Source organism: Pseudoselenomonas caprae, from assembly GCF_008271345.1.
Lineage (GTDB): Bacteria > Bacillota > Negativicutes > Selenomonadales > Selenomonadaceae > Selenomonas_A > Selenomonas_A caprae.
Map to the genome: position 1 here is coordinate 86,029 of NZ_VTOZ01000005.1, position 16,733 is coordinate 102,761.

The 16,733-nt window shown below is 56.8% G+C and carries 16 protein-coding genes and 2 pseudogenes; 11 read left to right on the top strand and 7 right to left on the bottom strand.

Going from position 1 to position 16,733, the window contains the following annotated elements:
• Window positions 1–5 precede the first annotated feature (5 nt).
• On the top strand, window positions 6–791 hold the full coding sequence (locus FZ041_RS03645) for a ZIP family metal transporter (RefSeq protein ID WP_149188558.1): 786 nt from the start codon (window positions 6–8) through the stop codon (window positions 789–791).
• A 6-nt stretch (window positions 792–797) separates the two neighbouring features.
• On the opposite strand, the gene FZ041_RS14725 is transcribed toward FZ041_RS03645, so the two are convergent.
• From FZ041_RS14725 to FZ041_RS15020, 4 genes and pseudogenes are all read right to left on the bottom strand, one after another.
• Window positions 798–1,574: a histidine phosphatase family protein gene (locus tag FZ041_RS14725; protein WP_255449226.1), complete on the bottom strand. Its 777-nt coding sequence runs from the start codon at window positions 1,572–1,574 to the stop codon at window positions 798–800.
• A 147-nt stretch (window positions 1,575–1,721) separates the two neighbouring features.
• Window positions 1,722–2,060, bottom strand: a pseudogene (locus FZ041_RS14930) (histidine-type phosphatase); the annotation flags it as partial.
• A gap of 37 nt (window positions 2,061–2,097) precedes the next feature.
• The gene (locus FZ041_RS15015; RefSeq protein ID WP_255449234.1) at window positions 2,098–2,262 is read right to left on the bottom strand and encodes a bifunctional hydroxymethylpyrimidine kinase/phosphomethylpyrimidine kinase; all 165 of its coding nucleotides are present in this window, start codon (window positions 2,260–2,262) and stop codon (window positions 2,098–2,100) included.
• Window positions 2,263–2,288: 26 nt separating this feature from the next.
• A pseudogene (locus FZ041_RS15020) lies at window positions 2,289–2,459 on the bottom strand (bifunctional hydroxymethylpyrimidine kinase/phosphomethylpyrimidine kinase); the annotation flags it as partial.
• Window positions 2,460–2,636: 177 nt separating this feature from the next.
• Between FZ041_RS15020 and FZ041_RS03660 the strand changes: the two are divergent.
• Together FZ041_RS03660 and FZ041_RS03665 are read left to right on the top strand one after the other, a co-directional pair.
• Entirely contained in the window at window positions 2,637–3,320 is a 684-nt protein-coding gene (locus FZ041_RS03660; RefSeq protein ID WP_149188560.1) for a DUF4405 domain-containing protein, read from the top strand.
• 76 nt (window positions 3,321–3,396) lie between these two features.
• Window positions 3,397–5,580 carry a GGDEF domain-containing protein gene (locus FZ041_RS03665; protein WP_187626296.1) on the top strand — a complete coding sequence of 728 codons (2,184 nt, stop codon included), beginning with the start codon at window positions 3,397–3,399 and terminating at the stop codon, window positions 5,578–5,580.
• Window positions 5,581–5,602: 22 nt separating this feature from the next.
• On the opposite strand, the gene FZ041_RS03670 is transcribed toward FZ041_RS03665, so the two are convergent.
• Complete coding sequence (locus FZ041_RS03670; RefSeq protein WP_149188562.1) at window positions 5,603–6,523, bottom strand: LysR family transcriptional regulator; 921 nt, start codon at window positions 6,521–6,523, stop codon at window positions 5,603–5,605.
• 145 nt (window positions 6,524–6,668) lie between these two features.
• On the opposite strand from FZ041_RS03670, the gene ttdA reads away from it, so the two are divergent.
• From ttdA to FZ041_RS03690, 5 genes are read left to right on the top strand one after another with little or no spacing between them, the layout of a single operon-like run.
• Complete coding sequence (ttdA, locus tag FZ041_RS03675) at window positions 6,669–7,568, top strand: L(+)-tartrate dehydratase subunit alpha (RefSeq protein WP_075428357.1); 900 nt, start codon at window positions 6,669–6,671, stop codon at window positions 7,566–7,568.
• Window positions 7,568–8,179, top strand: a complete 612-nt coding sequence (gene ttdB / locus FZ041_RS03680) for a L(+)-tartrate dehydratase subunit beta (RefSeq protein WP_149188563.1) — start codon at window positions 7,568–7,570, stop codon at window positions 8,177–8,179. Before ttdA ends, ttdB begins: the two co-directional genes overlap by 1 nt.
• Window positions 8,176–8,328, top strand: a complete 153-nt coding sequence (locus FZ041_RS14410; protein ID WP_187626297.1) for a hypothetical protein — start codon at window positions 8,176–8,178, stop codon at window positions 8,326–8,328. Before ttdB ends, FZ041_RS14410 begins: the two co-directional genes overlap by 4 nt.
• Before the next feature lie 50 nt (window positions 8,329–8,378).
• Window positions 8,379–10,634, top strand: coding sequence for a SpoIIE family protein phosphatase (locus FZ041_RS03685; protein ID WP_187626298.1), 2,256 nt, complete (start codon window positions 8,379–8,381; stop codon window positions 10,632–10,634).
• Window positions 10,627–10,971 carry an STAS domain-containing protein gene (locus FZ041_RS03690; RefSeq protein WP_173371314.1) on the top strand — a complete coding sequence of 115 codons (345 nt, stop codon included), beginning with the start codon at window positions 10,627–10,629 and terminating at the stop codon, window positions 10,969–10,971. Before FZ041_RS03685 ends, FZ041_RS03690 begins: the two co-directional genes overlap by 8 nt.
• Before the next feature lie 142 nt (window positions 10,972–11,113).
• On the opposite strand, the gene FZ041_RS03695 is transcribed toward FZ041_RS03690, so the two are convergent.
• Both FZ041_RS03695 and FZ041_RS03700 read right to left on the bottom strand, forming a co-directional pair.
• A complete protein-coding gene (locus FZ041_RS03695) occupies window positions 11,114–11,974 on the bottom strand; it encodes a metal ABC transporter substrate-binding protein (protein ID WP_149188596.1) in 861 nt (286 codons plus the stop codon).
• Window positions 11,975–12,167: 193 nt separating this feature from the next.
• Window positions 12,168–12,605, bottom strand: a complete 438-nt coding sequence (locus FZ041_RS03700) for a Fur family transcriptional regulator (protein WP_075441835.1) — start codon at window positions 12,603–12,605, stop codon at window positions 12,168–12,170.
• A gap of 310 nt (window positions 12,606–12,915) precedes the next feature.
• Here FZ041_RS03700 and FZ041_RS03705 point away from each other — a divergent pair, with 310 nt between their 5' ends.
• From FZ041_RS03705 to FZ041_RS03715, 3 genes are all read left to right on the top strand, one after another.
• Window positions 12,916–13,476 carry a 5'-nucleotidase C-terminal domain-containing protein gene (locus FZ041_RS03705; protein WP_149188566.1) on the top strand — a complete coding sequence of 187 codons (561 nt, stop codon included), beginning with the start codon at window positions 12,916–12,918 and terminating at the stop codon, window positions 13,474–13,476.
• Between the two features lie 149 nt (window positions 13,477–13,625).
• Window positions 13,626–15,146: an FAD-dependent oxidoreductase gene (locus tag FZ041_RS03710; protein WP_255449228.1), complete on the top strand. Its 1,521-nt coding sequence runs from the start codon at window positions 13,626–13,628 to the stop codon at window positions 15,144–15,146.
• 55 nt (window positions 15,147–15,201) lie between these two features.
• Window positions 15,202–16,725 (top strand): FAD-dependent oxidoreductase, encoded by a 1,524-nt coding sequence (locus tag FZ041_RS03715; protein ID WP_149188567.1) that lies wholly within the window; start codon window positions 15,202–15,204, stop codon window positions 16,723–16,725.
• Window positions 16,726–16,733 lie beyond the last annotated feature (8 nt).

The window sequence follows — 16,733 nt, forward strand, 5'->3', positions numbered from 1 at the left end:
TAGATATGTTGCCGATGGAGATATGGCAGGGGCTGCTCATTCCGCTGCTGGGAACGGGGCTTGGCGCTGCTTGTGTATATATCTTGAAACGTGAACTGTCGGCGGGGGTACAGAAGGCACTGATGGGCTTTGCGGCGGGCGTCATGGTGGCCGCGTCGATCTGGAGCCTTTTGATCCCGGCGATGGAGGGCAGTGCGGAGCTGGGACGGCTGGCTTTCCTGCCGGCGTTTATCGGCTTCTGGGCGGGGACGCTGTTCCTGCTGCTGCTCGACCATGTCATCCCGCATCTGCATCTCGATGCGGACAAGGCGGAGGGCATGGCCTGCAGCCTGCCGAAGAAGGCGATGCTGGTGCTGGCGGTGACGCTGCATAACATTCCGGAAGGCATGGCAGTAGGCGTGGTCTTTGCGGGCTGGCTCGCGGGCAATGCGGATATCACGCTCAGCGGTGCCTTCGCGCTGTCCATCGGCATTGCCATCCAGAATTTCCCCGAGGGGGCGATCATCTCGTTGCCGCTGCGGGCCGAGGGCATGAATAAGCACAAGGCCTTTGGGGCAGGACTGCTCTCTGGCGTGGTGGAGCCGCTAGGGGCTGCCTTGACCATCGTGGCGGCAAGTTTTGTCGTGCCTATCCTGCCATACCTGCTGGCTTTCGCTGCGGGTGCCATGCTCTACGTCGTGGTGGAGGAGCTCATCCCCGAGATGTCTGCGGGCGAGCACAGTGACATTGGCGTGCTCGCGTTTGCTGCGGGGTTCACCGTGATGATGGCGCTGGATGTAGCACTGGGATAAGCGGCCTCAAGGCTCGCTCTGCCAGTGCCTGCCTTCTGTTATCGTGTCTTGGAGGCGCTGCTGGAGGTCGCGGAACCGGTAGGATCCGTCCGGAGTGGCAGCAAGGCCCTTCAGGCGCAGGGGGATGCGGGCCGGCGGCGCCTCAGTGGTCAGCGGCGTGCGCTGGCGCAGCTGCTGCGCGTTGGCATAGATGAGGGACAGGGAGGCGTATTCTTCGCCGCCCTGTCCCTGACGTTTTTCGATGACGAACTTGGCGCCGATGGGGGTCTTGGCCTCGATGCTGTCCGGCAGGGTGTAGTCTTCAACGCCCAGCGCGGGCAGGACTTCTGCCAGGTTGACATCGTGGCCGCAGAGGAAGGTGATCTTGCGGTGGCTGCTGGCAAGCTCCTGCTCCATGACAGCAAGCAGCGGATAGGCCATGGCCTTGGCACAGGTGGGCTGAGAGAACAGCGAATTGATGCCGAGTTCCTTCAAGGCGGCGATGTCTTTCCAGTCCTCGCGGGTCAGCGGATGACCGAAGGCGGCGGCAAGGTCGTTTTCTTCCTCGTAATATTGCAGGGTCAGCGCATCGCTGGCTGGCACCAGGGCACTCCAGGGTGTGCGGAGACCTGGCCCGCCATTTTTCGCCGGGGCGATGTCTTTGCGGGTATAGTCAAGGGGACCATGCTGCTGGGCATAGGTTGACCGGTCAAAGTCAAGGGTCTGCATGAGCAGCTGGCAAGAGCGCTGGCCGCGTTCCTGCAGGGGGACTTCAAGCCCTGACCTGTCAAATTCGTTCCGCACTTGCTGGCGGAACCGCTCGCTGTCCGGTGGGGCAGGCAGGAATACGGGATCGGCCTCATTGACTTGCTGGTGGTGCTCGATGGCTACGTCAGCAAGGGGCAGCAGGCCGCTGGCAAAATAGCGTGCGGTGGCGATGGTGCGCTGGAACGAGTTGGCGTAGAACCGCACTTCATCGGCGGCAGGCGGCGTGTTCCGCTCCAGCAGTTTTTCTTCTTCCAGCCATTGGCGGAAATACTGGCCCATCAGCAGTTCCAGCTCGGCGCCGCGGGGCGAGAGCTCGCCGGGGGCGCACTGCCAGGCGAACCAGGCATGGGGGGTGAGCTTGGCGAGGGTGGAATCACGTCCGGCCAAGGGGGCGCGGATATTGTGGCGGCTGAGAATTAGCACCTGCTTGAGCGGATAATCGGCTTTGCCGGACGCCTGGCTGGCAGCTGGCAAAAGGAGCAGCAGGCAGAGGCTGAGGACAGGCAAGAGTTTCTTTTCCATGGGGATGACATCCTTTCTTTGGAAAAATATATTGGTTTTAGGGGCCGGAGCCTTCGCCGAGGTCGAGCATCACCAGCAGGGCTTCCGTTAGGTATTTCTTGGCCTCGGTGACGGCGGCAGGGAGGGGAAGTCCCTTGGCAAGGTTGGCGGCAATGGCACTGGAGAGCGTGCAGCCGGTGCCATGCGTGTTGGGATTGTCGATATGCCTGCCCCGGAGCCAGTCGTGGGCAGGATGCCAGTCACCTGCTGCGTATTTTGGGCTGTCAGCGCCGTGATGGCGCTCATGGCATAGACGCCATGCATGGTCATGGTCTTGATATCGGCTTGTATGCCTGCACCGCCGCTGCAATCGCTGCCGGCAATCGTCAGGACGGCCGGTATTTTTTTTGTGGTGTGCATATGGGTTCCCTCCTTTGTTGCTGTCTTGTGTGATAGCGCCTTCATTATACCCTTTATCTCCAGGCGGGGCAACCGCGGGCCGCAGGCAGGAATTGGCTGTGCCGTCAGCGAATATTAGGATAAAAATCATGATGGCTGCTTTTCCTGTGCAAGGGCAGGGCTGAAGGGGGGATTTTTATGGTTCGTGATGTGCGTTTTGTGGTGGATATTGTCCTTTTTGTCCTGCTGGCCACGATATTCAAGCGGCATGCCATCTCGGCGGACTATCATGTCTGGGCGGGGATGCTGGCCTGCGGCGTGATTGCCGGTCATGTCTGGCTGAACCGCATCTGGCTGCGGCGGTTCGCGAGCAAGCGGAAGAAGGAGTCCGACTGGCTGAGCTTTGCGCTGATGTTCGTCTTTGCGGTGCTGCTGGTCACGGGCATCCTGACCGCCAAGCCCTTTGGCATCGAGCTGCATGCTCTCAAGCCGTATCATAAGTGCCTGGGAGGCATTTCCCTGCTGCTGGTGGCGGCGCATATCGGGTTCCATTGGCAGTACCTGCGGGTGAATTTCCTGCGGTCGTTCCGTCTGTGCCGGCTGGTGCCCAAGGCACTGACGACCATGCTGCTTATCGGGGCACTGTGCCTTGGCGGCTATGGCTTCGTGGATTCGGGCTTTGCCAAGTGGATTGCGGCACCGTTTACGGTGGCAGCCCGTCCGGCAGCTGATGCGGCCCAGCGGCGGCCGCACAAGCCACGGCCGTTCAGCTGGGAGCGGCTGGGCAAGTCCATGGCGGAGATCGCGGGGATGATGTTCCTGGGGGCCTATGTGGTCAAATGCGCACGGAAGCCGCCGGGCAAGAAATCCGGCAAGGGCTAGCAAGAAGGAGTTTGTTTCACGGGCCGGGAATAAAAAATATATGAGACTTTATTCCGAACCAGAGGAGAATTGCCGTATGAAAGCACTGCTGTCCTTGTTTATCTGTCTATCTGTGCTGGTGGGCCTGCCAGCTGCAGTCCTGGCGGAGAGCCCTGCGGGGGCGACCATCCGGCTGGGGGTTGTGCCGCCAGACAGGAGCGTCGCCAATGCCCGTGTCCTGTGGCAGTATTACATCGGTTATCTGGATGAATTGTCCAAGCATAACGACAGTCAATATGAGCTGGTGGATCTATCCGGCAGCAATATCTTTTCCCCGCTGCTGGCTGGCGATGTGGATATGATGCTGTCATTGGAATATCCGGGCTTTCTGGCCAAGCACGACGGGCTCATTTATAGTGACAGGGATTTTGGTTACGATATCGTGGGGCTCTATACGCGCCCCGAAGAAGACCGATTTGGGGCCGGCGACCTGAGCAGCTTGGAAAATGCCCGGGTAGGCGTGCTGGCTGCGCACAGCTTGGAAGCCCGCCTGCAGCAGTTCCAGCAGGAGTACCGCGTGCAGCTTGCCGTGCAGACCTATGCAGACCATGCGTCGCTGGTGGCGGCGTTGGCCGCAGGCGACGTGGATATGGTGGTGGATACGGCTGCCCAGAGCTATGGACAGGAGAAATTCTTCCTTGCCTTTGCTCGGGGGCCCATGAAGATCGTGACGACGGCTGGGCAGCAGCCAAAGCTCAGGGAAATGGAGCAGGCTCTGCAGCGGCTCGATACAGAGAATCCGCACTTTGCATCGCAGCTGTCGCAAAAGCTGGCGGAGAATCTGGACTTCCAGCTCGTGCATTACACGCCGGCCGAGAGGCAGTTCATCAACAGCCTGCCACCGCTGCGGCTGGTGGTCTATGGCGGCGTCCGTCCCTATATCGAATATGATGACAACCGGGATAAGGCCAGCGGTATCTATCCGGACCTGATCGCGGCGATTGCGGAAAACTCCGGGGTGAAATTCGAATACATCCATGTGCTGACCTATGACGACGCCCTGAATATGCTGAAGACCGGCAAGGCGGATGTCATGCTGGATATCTTTGCGGGGTCAGCTGTCCACCAGCCATTCCTCTATACCAATCCCGTGCTGGAGATCCCGTATACCTTGGTGGGCAAGATGTCTGCGCCCCCTGACCGCGATGAGAACATAACGCTGCTGCTTCCCTATGCCGATGCCTCATTCATGGCCTTTCTGGAGCAGAAATTCCCGCACTGGCAGATAAAGAACTCCCGTGCCGATGTGATCGATACGCTGCAACAGGTGGACAACCATAGCGATGCACTGGCCTTGGTGCGCAACTCGATCTTGGAGATCGATCGCCCCTTGAGCTTCTACCCGCATTTGGCGATAATCCCCGATACGTCCATCAATATCCCCATGAGTCTGGCGCTTTCGCCGCGCCAGCCGCGGATGCTGCAGACCATCCTCAACAAAGCGATCACGCAGATCAATCCTGAGACCCGGACCAGCATCACGCAGAAACATATCATTGCCACGAAACCGGTTTTCTCGCTGCAGCATCTGTTGGCGTTCTATCCGCTGCAGACGGGGCTGATGGGCGGCCTGGTCGCACTGCTGCTGGTCGTGATTGCCGTGATAAACCGGCATGAGGTATCGATGCGCAAGGCCAAGGATCTGCTGCAGGAGAAGAATCTCATGCTTATGGCGACGGTCAAGGAACTCATGGCGGCCAATAAGAGCAAGAGGCTCTACAAGGAAATGGCGCAGAAAGATGCGCTCACGGGTGTCCTCAACAAGCGGGGCATCGAGGAGGCGGGGGCAGAGGTGCTGGCGTCGTCTCTGTCTGAGGGCTGCTGTCATGCCCTGCTGATCATCGACCTGGATCATTTCAAGGAAGCCAATGATACGCTGGGACATCAGCGCGGTGATATGATCCTGCGCCAGTTTGCGCTGAGCCTTATCCATGTGGTCCGCTCGCGGGATGCTGTGGGCCGCTTTGGCGGGGATGAGTTCATCCTCGTCTTGAACGATCTGCCGGCGGCGATGGTCACGACGGTGGCCAAACGCATCAATGAAGCGGCGCACAATCTTGAGACCGATAGGGAGAAGTGCACGCGCCTGAGTGCCAGCATCGGCATCGCGCTGGCGCCATTGCATGGCAGGGATTACCAATCGCTGCTGCACACGGCCGACCAGGCCCTCTACCAAGTGAAGGAACGGGGACGGGATGGCTGGCTCGTAGCATCATCTTAGGAGATGGATCCGTGGACAAAGCCTATTGCTGCTGGCAATAGGCTTTTAGTTTGCCCACGAAGGTGCGGGCAGCATGGGAAAGGTAGCGGTTCCTGCGCCAGGCAATGACGACCTGCCGCTGGGGATGGGTGTCGATGGCGGCGTAGCAGGGGGGCTCCTGGGGGCGGAAGCCCTCTATCAGCGGTGCGGGCAGCAGGGCGGCGCCGAGGCCTGCTCCGCTGAGGGACAGTGCGGTTTCGAGACTGCGGGTTTCCAACAGGCTCTGGGGCGTGAAGCCTGCTTCGTGGCAGAGGGCATAGAGCTGGCTGTGCAGTTTCTGCTCGGGGTGCATGGTGATGAACGGCGTATCCTTGAGCGCTGCAAGAGGCAGCTGGGGCAAAGGCTGTGCTGGTGTATGCGGCAGGCTGTAATGCTGGGACAATGGATGCATGGGCGGCAGGGCCAGCAGCAGGTCCTCGGCAAAGAGGTTTTCCGTCATGAAATGGCTGGTGTCGATGGGCTGCAGCGACAGGATGACATCGGTCTGCCCTGCGAGGGCCAGTTCCTCGAGCTGGTGCGTGGTGTTTTCGAGCAGCTCGACAGTGATCGAGGGATACTGCCGCTGGAAAGCGGGCAGGAACCGCGACAGCAGGTAGGTGCTGCGGAAGGGGGAACTGCCGATGATGATGTGACCCGCAGACCGTTGCAGCATATCATCGGCACGCTGCTGGAACTCTTCGTCAAGTGTCAGGATGCGGCGGGCCGTGTCAAGGTACAGCTCACCCAAGGGCGTGGGCCGCAACGGCGTGAGGCTGCGGTCAAAAAGGGGGGCACCGAGCTTCTTCTCGATGCCGGCAATCGATTGGGAGAGGGATGGCTGGGAAATATAGAGCTTCTGGGCGGCGCGGGAAATCGAGCCTTCCTGTGCGACGGTCAGGATGTAGCGGAATTGGCGGAACTCCATGGGAAAAACCTCCTCGGTTATAAGTGCAGACTTATGCTTACTATAATTATATTGGTATTCGACTTATATGGAAAGCGAAATTATAATAAGAGCAACGAAAGCAATTCCAAGGATTGTGTTATTGTGTGCGGAGAGGAAGGATAGTATGACGAAAGAACAGGCGGTAGCCCGGATGACGGATACCATCGCGAAGTTTTTGGCCTTTTCCGGCAAGTGCCTGCCCGATGATGTGCGCGCGAAGCTGGCAGAGCTGGCTGCACAGGAGGAAGAGCCGCTGGCCAAGGCGATCTATCAGACGATGCGGGAGAATCAGGAGCTGGCGCAGAAGCTCAACCGTCCGAGCTGCCAGGATACAGGAGCCATCCAGTTCTTCATCAAATGCGGCGCTGGCTTTCCCTATATGGGCGAGCTGCCGGTGCTGCTGCGGGAGGCTGTGATCCAGGCGACGAAGGCTGCGCCGCTCCGGCATAACGCCGTGGAGACCTTTGATGAGTACAATACGGGCAAGAATGTCGCCCTCGGCATCCCTTCGCTGTTCTGGGATATCGTGCCGGGGCGCGATGACTGCGAGATCTATACGTATATGGCCGGGGGCGGCTGTTCTTTGCCAGGACAGGCCAAGGTCCTGATGCCGGGTGAAGGCTATGAGGGCGTCACGAAGTTTGTCCTCGACGTCATGACGAGCTATGGCCTCAATGCCTGCCCGCCGCTTCTGGTCGGCGTTGGCATCGGCACCTCAGTGGAAGTGGCGGCCCTGCAGTCCAAATGGGCCCTCATGCGGCCGCTGGGCTCGCATAACCCGAATCCCAAGGCCGCCAAGATGGAAAAGCTTTTGGAGGATGGCATCAACAAGCTGGGCCTGGGCCCGCAGGGGCTGCGCGGCAAGAATTCCGTCATGGGCGTCAACATCGAGAACAGCGCCCGTCATCCGTCGGTCATTGGCGTGGCGGTCAACGTCGGCTGCTGGTCGCATCGCCGCGGGCATATCGTTTTTGACCGGGAGCTCAACTACACGATCGATTCGCATGCGGAGGTGGATTTCTAATGGCAAAGAAGATACTTACGACACCCATCAGTGCCGAGGATTTGGAAGATATCCATGTGGGGGATGTCATCTATCTGACTGGTGAACTCACGACCTGCCGTGATGTGGCCCATCGCCGCGTCATCGAGGAAAAGCGCCCGCTGCCTGTCGACGTGCGCAATGGTGCGATCCTGCACGCAGGCCCGATCATCCGCAAGCATGGTGAAGATGACTACGAGATGGTCACGGTCGGCCCGACGACCTCGATGCGCATGGAGAAATTTGAGGAAGCGTTCATCCGGGAAACCGGTGTCCGGCTGATCATCGGCAAGGGCGGCATGGGAGATGGCACGATGCGCGGCTGCCGCGAGCATAAGGCGCTGCATTGCGTATTCCCCGCTGGCTGCGCGGTGGTGGCAGCCGATTGCGTCGAGAAGATCATCCAGGCCAACTGGATGGATCTGGGCATGCCCGAGACGCTGTGGACGAGCAAGGTCAAGGAGTTCGGCCCGCTAATTGTCTCTATCGACACCCATGGGCGCAACTTGTTCGAGGAAAACAAAGTCATTTTCAACGAGCGCAAGGAAAAGGTATACGAAGAAATCTGCCGAGAGGTAAGATTCATCAAGTGAATACAGGCAAAAATGACCGGTCAGACTGGCACCGCTTGACGCGCCAATCTGACCGGTCATTTTTGCCTATCTGGGGCCTTGGCGGCGTGAGCTTTTTTATCGCCTGCGAGGAAGGAACTGGCTGGTGGTGCGGCGAATCCATAGAATGAATAGCTATAAGATCAGGCAGGCGTGGGGCCTGCTTGAGAGGGAGACAGCGATGGAAAAGATCAAAGCATGGATTCGTCAGATCAAGGCGGCGAGGCAGAAAAGTATCAGGAATCAGGTGCTTGTGCTGGTGTTGGCATGTGGCCTGCTGATATTTTTGAGCGTCAGCGCCTTGTCTTTGTATGCGCTGGAAAGCACGCGCACCGCACTGGAAAATCATGGCAGGAGCGTCAGCCGCCTGGTATCCGACTCGGTGGGGGAGTCGGCCGAGGAAAATGCCAAGGACTGGCTGCGGCAGTTCGCCGAGGCGCAAGCCAGCTATATTGACCGGGAGCTCGAGATCAATGGTGAGGATGTGACCATCCTCGCCCAGACCATGACGCGCATCCTGAAGCATCCGGAGTATTACCGGCCGCGTCAGCTGCCGTCGTCGGACAATCCCGAGGATATCGTTTCGGGGATATCGTATATCCATTACAGTCCTGCGCTCAAGCGGCAAGGGATGCCAGCGCCTATAGCGCAGGAGATCGGGCTGGCGGGGAATATCGTCGATGCGCTGGAGCCGCTGAGCCTGACCTATAAGAATTACCGCACGTCTTTGCTGGCGGCTTCCAAGCATGGCTACATGATCTGCGTCGACATCATCCCTGGCGCGGTGGGGAAAAAATCGATATTCCCCTCGGCGGCGAAGAAGGCCGATTTCCTGGCAAACTATGACCCGCGGGAGCGGCCGTGGTATAAGCAGGCACAGCGGGAAGATGCACTGAGCTTCACCGAGGTTTATCTGGGCGAGGATGGCTATCTGGAGGTCTCCTGTGCGATGCCGTACTATGATGCCGATGGCTTTGCCGGTGTCGTAAGCATCGGCGGCAGTGTGGAGGATATTCATAAGCAGGTGATGGATGTGGCTGCTGGCATCAAGGGCATCTGCTTTGCGTTGGACGATAAGGGCAACATCGCCTTTTCCTCTGAGCAGGAGGGGATACTGGCGGCTGTGCCGGAATATCTCGATATCCGGCAGTCCGGGGAGAAAACGCTGGCCGAGGCGGCCGGACACATGGTGGCTGGTGAAAGCGATGTCATGCGCGTGACCGTAGAGGGCAAGGAATACTATCTGGCCTATGCGCCGATGAACAAGCTGCATTGGAGCTTCGGCATGCTGATCGGTACCGATGTAGTCATGGCGCCAGCGCAGCAGGCCAGCGGCGACGTGCAGGCGAAGATGGAAGGCTTTGAAGAGGATGTGCAGCAGATCTTCCTGGCGACGGCAGGCAAGGAGGCACTGCTGCTGATTCCACTGCTGCTCCTCGCGTTTTACAGCAGCGGCGTTATGGCTGCCCGGGTGACAAAGCCCATCCGTCAGCTGGCAGCAGGGGTGAAGGAGATCACCGCCGGCAACCTGAACAAAAAATTGGACATGAATGAGAGCAATGAGATCGGCCATTTGGCCATCTGCTTCAATGCCATGACCGATGAGCTCCAGCGGCATATGAAGGAGCTGGAGCAGGCTACGGCCAAGGCAGAGCGCGCGAAGACGGAGCTGGAAGTAGCTGCGAGCATCCAGGCCGGCATGCTGCCAGAGGCTATCAAAGCGGAGCGCTATAAGGGGCAGGTAGACCTTACCGCGATGATGCATCCGGCCAAGGTCGTCGGCGGCGATTTCTACGATTTCTACTTCATGGACGAGGACAATCTCGTGGTGACGATTGCCGATGTTTCGGATAAAGGCGTTCCGGCGTCCTTGTTCATGGTGATTGCCAAGACCCTGCTGAAGGATCAGGCCCTGATGAAAAAATCAGCGGCCCGGCTGGCCGATATCGTGGCGGCAACTAACGATGCGCTGGCGGCAAGCAATCGTGAGCTGATGTTTGTGACCACCTTCATCGGTGTGCTGCATCTGCCTACGGGCCGGTTCACCTATGTGAATGCGGGACATAATGCGCCAATCAGGGGAAGGGGGCAGGACTGGGAGTATCTGCCCATGGCCAAGGACCCCATCCTGGGCGTGCGCAGCGGGCTGGCGTTCACAACTCAGCAGCTTACCTTGGCACGCGGCACAGCCGTCCTGCTTTACACCGATGGCGTGACTGAGGCGATGGATGAGCAGCATGAGCAGTTCGGCGAGGCGCGGCTGCGGCAGACCTTGGCAGCCATGGAGCCTGGCTTTGACGCAGCCGGGATGCTGAACAGCGTGCAGGCTGCCGTCAAGGGACATGCCGGCGCGGCAGAGCAATCAGACGATATAACCATGCTGGGCTTTGTGTATCATGGACCGGCAGAGGACGAGGGAGGACGACAGGATGACTGATCTGGCAATGACCTTTGCCCAGGCAGAAAAAGGCAGCTGGCATATCTGGCAGCTGGCAGGAAGGCTGGACCGCGCGACAGCGGCGCAGGTACAGGCGGAAGGTGAGAAGCTGCTGCTGCAGACAGACCGGCTGGCGATTGACTTGTCAGAGCTTGCTTATATTTCCAGTGCGGGAATCCGGGTATTGCTGCTGCTGGCCAAGCAGGCAGAGAATGCGTCGCAGCCCTTCTGCCTGTGCTCCCCGCAGGGTATCGTGCGGGAGGTGCTGGAAATATCCCGGATGGATATGTTCCTCTCCATCTGCCCGTCTGTGGATGCCTTGGAAGAAGGTGCATGACATGGAAAAGGATACGTTATGAGCGGGCGGTGCTGTTCGGCAGAGAGGCCAACCATTTGACCTTGTCGCTGCTGGTGAGCAGCCAGAAATGAAAAAGGTGTGGACAGATGCGAGGGCATCTTGTCCACACCTTTTTATTTGGTTATTGCAGAGCTTCTTTGAGCGTTTCCATATTCTTGCGCATGGTCGTCAGGTAGGCGTCCATGGCAGCTTCGTTGGCCTCGCCAGTCACTACCGGGTCAAGGGTATAGATCTTGGCTCCGGTTTCGCGGGCGATGGTCTGAGCAGCGGCAGGGGAATACTGCGGCTCGGTGAACAGGACTTTGGCTGTGAGGGGCTTGACCTGTTCGATGATGGCCTGCAGCTCGGAGGGGGTAGGTTCCGTGCCCGGCTCACGTTCGATGACCGTCAGGATGTGCAGGCCGAATTCCTTGGCAAAATACGGGAAGGCCTCATGGAAGGTCACGATGTCCTTATGGGGGACGTTGTCGAGGGTTTCGTGCATTTCCTTTTTGAGGGCCTCGAGCTTCTGGATATAGGCATCGGCATTGGCCTGATAGGCATCAGCGTGCTTCGGGTCAGCTTCCTTCAGCTGGGCGGTGATGTTCTTGACCTGTTCGATGCTCGACGTGATGCTGAGCCAGACGTGCGGGTTCTCCTCATCGCCATCTTTCAGCAATTCGATGCCTTTTGACGCGTCAATCACCTTGAGGTCCTTCTGTTCCTTGATGACCTTGCCGAGGAAGTTTTCCATGCCAGCACCGTTGGCGATGAGGGCATCGGCCTTCTCCAGGGTCTTCATATCCTCGGTGGTCAGCTGATAGTCATGCAGGCAGCCGGTCTGCGGCTTGGTCATATTGGTGACCGTGACGCCGTCAATGCCCTTGGTGATGTTGATGGCGTCGATGTACATGGGATAAAAGGTAGTGACAATGCGGAAGCTGCCGTCTTTGGCGGCGTCCGGTGAAGAGCTCGTGCTGCCCGCGCCACAGCCGGTGAGCATCAGGCAGAAGGCGGCGAGCAGGCAGAAAAACGAAGTTTTGCATTTCAAAGTGATGACCTCCTAGAAAAGAAAATAAGTAAATAGTAATATTACTATTTACGATTATAGCATGCAAAATAAAAATGACAAGAGCAGTTTGATAATTTTTATCATTGCTCTTGTCATTGACTTGTCAACGCTTGCCCTTGACTTGTCAATCTTTATGTTTTTTCTGCTGGCACTTTTGGCAGAGCCCGTAGAACTCGAAGATATGGCCCGTGATCGCAAAGCCTTTTTTCGCAGCCTCCTGCGCATAGGCATCGGTCATCGGGCAGACATCGATGCATTCGGTATGACCGCATTCGGTGCAGACTAGATGATGGTGATGATGGGCCGCATCGGCAAGCTCATAGACATTGCCGGAGCTGCGGAAGATCTCGTGGACGATGTCGAGCTCTGTCAGCAAGGAAAGGTTGCGGTAGATCGTATCGAGCGATACGTCGGGCTGCTGCTTGCGGACTTCTTCACGGATCTGTTGGGCGGTCGGGAACGGCGGGCAGGCGGAAAAGGCCTGCAGGACGGCGCGGCGCTGTGGTGTTATTTTATAGCCCTTGTCCCGCAAGCGGTCAAGGGGCGTTTGTTTTTTCGTCATAGGTTATCCCCTCGGTTGTCATGTTCTGCTGTCTGTTATTATAACGTCATTGTTCAAATTTTGCCAAGCGTAAAATAAAAGGAAAGGCTGTAGACGGTTTATGAGATTCAAGTTAGCAGGAAAATAAGGAAACGTGCGGAATACTAAGGAAAGCTAAATCAGTGCCAACCTGTACGATAAGGGCAGTCAAACCTGTATCTTTGCGCCCTATAAGTCTTTTACGTCCATGGTGTCAAGGTGGCCGTCGTGGGGTTGACGACACCGGAAACGGCTTATAAGACGAATCCCGACAACGTAGCGGCCGTTACCTTTGCCAATCACCTCCGAGCGCATTGCCAAGGAGGTGCCGGGCTTTGATGTGATCATCGATGGCCACAGCCATACGACGCTGCCCCAAGGGCTGAAAGTAGGCAAGACCTTGATTTGCCAGACGGGATATTATGGGCATGATTTAGGCAAGGTGGAGCTTGTGGTCAAGGATCATAAAGTACGCAAGGTGCAGGGCATGCTGCTGGATCGGCAAGGGGTAGAGAAACTGGCAGCTAAGCCTAGCGATGGCGTGGCGCAGACCCTGAGCGAAATCAAGACGCGGGTGGATAAAGAGATGCAAGAAGTCGTAGCGGAAAGCCCGCGGGAACTGACGAGTGAACGGGACATCGTGCGCAAGCAGGAATCTGAGCTTGGCAATCTGGCCGCCGATGCGATACGCCATGCTGCTGGCGCAGATATCGCCTTTATCAACGGTGGCAGCCTGCGTAGCAATCTGCCCAAGGGAAAGGTGACAGATACTTATGATGCAATCATGTCTGGCCTGGATAAACTTCAGGCGGAATATACGGCGAACAATGCGGCAACAGAAATATCTGCATAAATAATAGCGGCAAGGAGAGTTTGACCGGTCAAGTTTGACCGGTCAATTTTTTTGCCTTTTAGCAGGAATTGTAGCAAAAAGAAAGAAGTATAGAGATGTAATGTCAGATTATTTTCTTTTTTCAAATATTATTATGGGGGAGGCGTATTATGGAAAAATCCTTTTCGATTCCGATTTCCCGCCGCACATTCATGAAACTGGTCGGCATGGGGACTGTAGGGATGCTGGCTGGAGCGGCTGCTCCTGGCGGCGAAGCCGCAGCTGCACCGCTGGGGGCAAGTGGCGAAGGTCTGCCGACGATTCTGATTGCTGATGTCTGTGTGGTTGGCGGCGGCTCGGCGGGGACGGCTGCTGCTGTCAGTGCCGCACGCAAGGGCGCGAAGGTTGTCCTGATTGAACGGGGGATTTCCCTTGGCGGTCTGGCGACCCAGGGATGTGTATTTCCCTGTATGCCAACCTTTGTCGATGGTAGTGACACGCCTTATATCACGGATCTGAACAAACGCATGGAAAAGCAGGGGACATCGCCATCCCTGGGGATAGATACCGATACCTATTATGGTGGTGGCAGGTCACAATTTGTGCCAGAATATCTTTCGTATGTCTACGATGAGATGTGCGAAGAGGCTGGCGTTGAGATCCTTTACAATGCTGCCTTAGCGGGAGCTGTGAGTGATGGCGGCAAGATCACTGCCTGCATCGTCCAGACGCTAGAAGGCCTGGCTAAGGTAGAGGCCAAGGTGTTCATCGATGGCACGGGCGATGCCTTGCTTTCCCGGTTTGCCGGCGTTCCTGTAGAAAAGGGCTCAGAAAAGACGGGACATAACCAGCCGATGAGCCTGCGTTTTGAGATGGGCGGCGTTGATGTCGGCAAGGTCTTCCAGTTCTTTCAAAAGGAATTGAAAGATGATTATACACGAGGCCTGTTCGTTGATATCGTGGAGAACGCTCTGAAAGAGAAGAAACCGCCATTCTTTGAGTTTGCCAAGTGGAAAAAGAATGAGAAATTCTTCCAGGGGGGTGTTGCTCGCGGGGAACTGACCCAGGATGATATCCTGTATATCCAGGCCTTTGCGATTCCTGGCAAGCCCACTGTAATGTCGATGAACTGTCCGGAGATGCCGCCACTGAACTTCAGTGCTACTGATGCCGTTTCTTACAGCAAGGCGGTATCCTTCGGCCGGAAGATGATGCGCCGCTTAGCTGGATTCTTCAGCAAGAATATTCCTGGCTTTGAGCACGCCTATATCTGCCGCGAGGCAAGCATGGTGGGCGTGCGCGAGTCCTGGCGGGTTCGTGGCAAATACTATATGGACGCGGAAGATTACTTGAAGGCTCATCATTTTGCCGATGCTGTCTGCCGCACGGCCTATCCGATTGACATCCACGATGTGAAACTTGATCTCTTTGAAAAACTGAAAAAAGGAGAGTATTATGAGATTCCCTATCGTGCCTTGGTAACGAACGAGATGTCCAATCTGCTGGTTGTGGGGCGCTGTGCCAGCGGCAGTTTTGCCGCGCAGGCGTCCTTCCGCATACAGCCGACCTGTATGAGTATGGGCGAGGCAGCCGGCATTGCTGCCGCTTGGGGGCTTTCCCAGAACGTAGCTATAAACGAAATCCAATGGGAAGAGATTCCAGAAAGTATGCGCAGTTATGTAAGCAAATAAACACGATCGGCATATGAAGAAAAGAGATGAGGATAGTAAGTTTTAGGAGGAGCATATGGAAAAATCGTTTTCGATTCCGATTTCCCGCCGTGCGTTCATGAAACTGGTCGGGATGGGGACCGTAGGTGTGCTGACAGGAGCGGCTGTCCATAGCAGCAAAGCCGCAGCTGCACCAATCGGAGCAAGTGGCAAAGGGCTGCCGACGCTTCTGAGTGCTGATGTCTGCGTGGTTGGCGGCGGTGCCGCGGGAACGGCAGCGGCTGTCAGCGCTGCACGCAAAGGCGCGAAAGTTGTCCTTATCGAACGTGGTATTTCCCTTGGTGGTCTGGCGACGCAAGGATGCGTTTTTCCCTGCATGCCAACTTTCGCCGAGGGCAGTGACACGCCTTATATCACGGATCTGAACAATCGCATGGAAAAACAGGGAGTATCACCCTTTCAAGATGTCACAGACAGCGATACCTTTTACGGTGGCGGCAGAGCGCGATATGTGCCGGAGTATCTTTCTCTTGTCTACGAGGAAATGTGCGCGGAGCAGGGAGTGGATATCCTTTACAATGCAGCCTTAGTGGGGGCGCAGACCGATGGGGGGAGAATCACCGCTTGCATTGTCCAGACGGTAGCAGGGCTGGGAAAGGTAGAGGCCAAGGTGTTCATCGATGGCACAGGCGATGCCTTGCTTTCCCGGTTTGTGGGCATTCCCGTCGAAAAGGGCTCGGAAAAGACCGGACGCAACCAGCCCATGAGCCTGCGCTTTGAAATGGGCGGTATTGATATGGCGAAAGTCTATCATTTCTTTCGCGATGAGTTAAAGGACGGCTGGAAAACTCCATTGTCTGACAGACTCATAATAGATGCCTTGAAAGACGGAAGGACGCCCTTCGTGGAATTCGATAAGATGAAAACCACGGCGAAATTCTTCCAAGGCGGTGTGTCGCGGGGCGAGCTGACAAAGGATGATGTCGTGTATATTCAGGCCTTCTCAATTCCGGGCAAGCCTGACGTAATGTCCATGAACTGCCCGGAGATGCCAGCACTGGAATTCAGTTCCACCGATGCGGTTTCTTACAGCAAGGCGGTATCCTTCGGCCGGAAGATGATGCGCCGTCTGGCGGCTTTCTTCATCAAGAATATCAAGGGCTTTGAGCATGCCTATATCTGCCGCGAGGCAAGCATGGTGGGCGTGAGGGAGTCCTGGCGGATTCGCGGGAAATACTATATGGAGGCCGAGGACTACCTGAAGGCCCATCATTTTGCGGATGCAGTCTGCCGCACGGCCTATCCGATTGACATCCACGATGTGAAACTTGATCTTTTCAAGAAATTGAAAAAAGGCGATTATTACGAGATTCCCTATCGTGCTTTGGTAACCAACGAGATGTCCAACCTGCTGGTGGTGGGGCGCTGTGCCAGCGGCAGTTTCGCCGCGCAGGCGTCCTTCCGCATACAGCCGACCTGTATGAGCATGGGGGAGGCAGCCGGCATTGCTGCTGCCTGGGGGCTTTCCCAGAATGTTGCCATAAACGAAATCAAATGGGAAGAGATTCCAGAAAGTATGCGTAGTTATGTAAGTAAATAAACATAAAG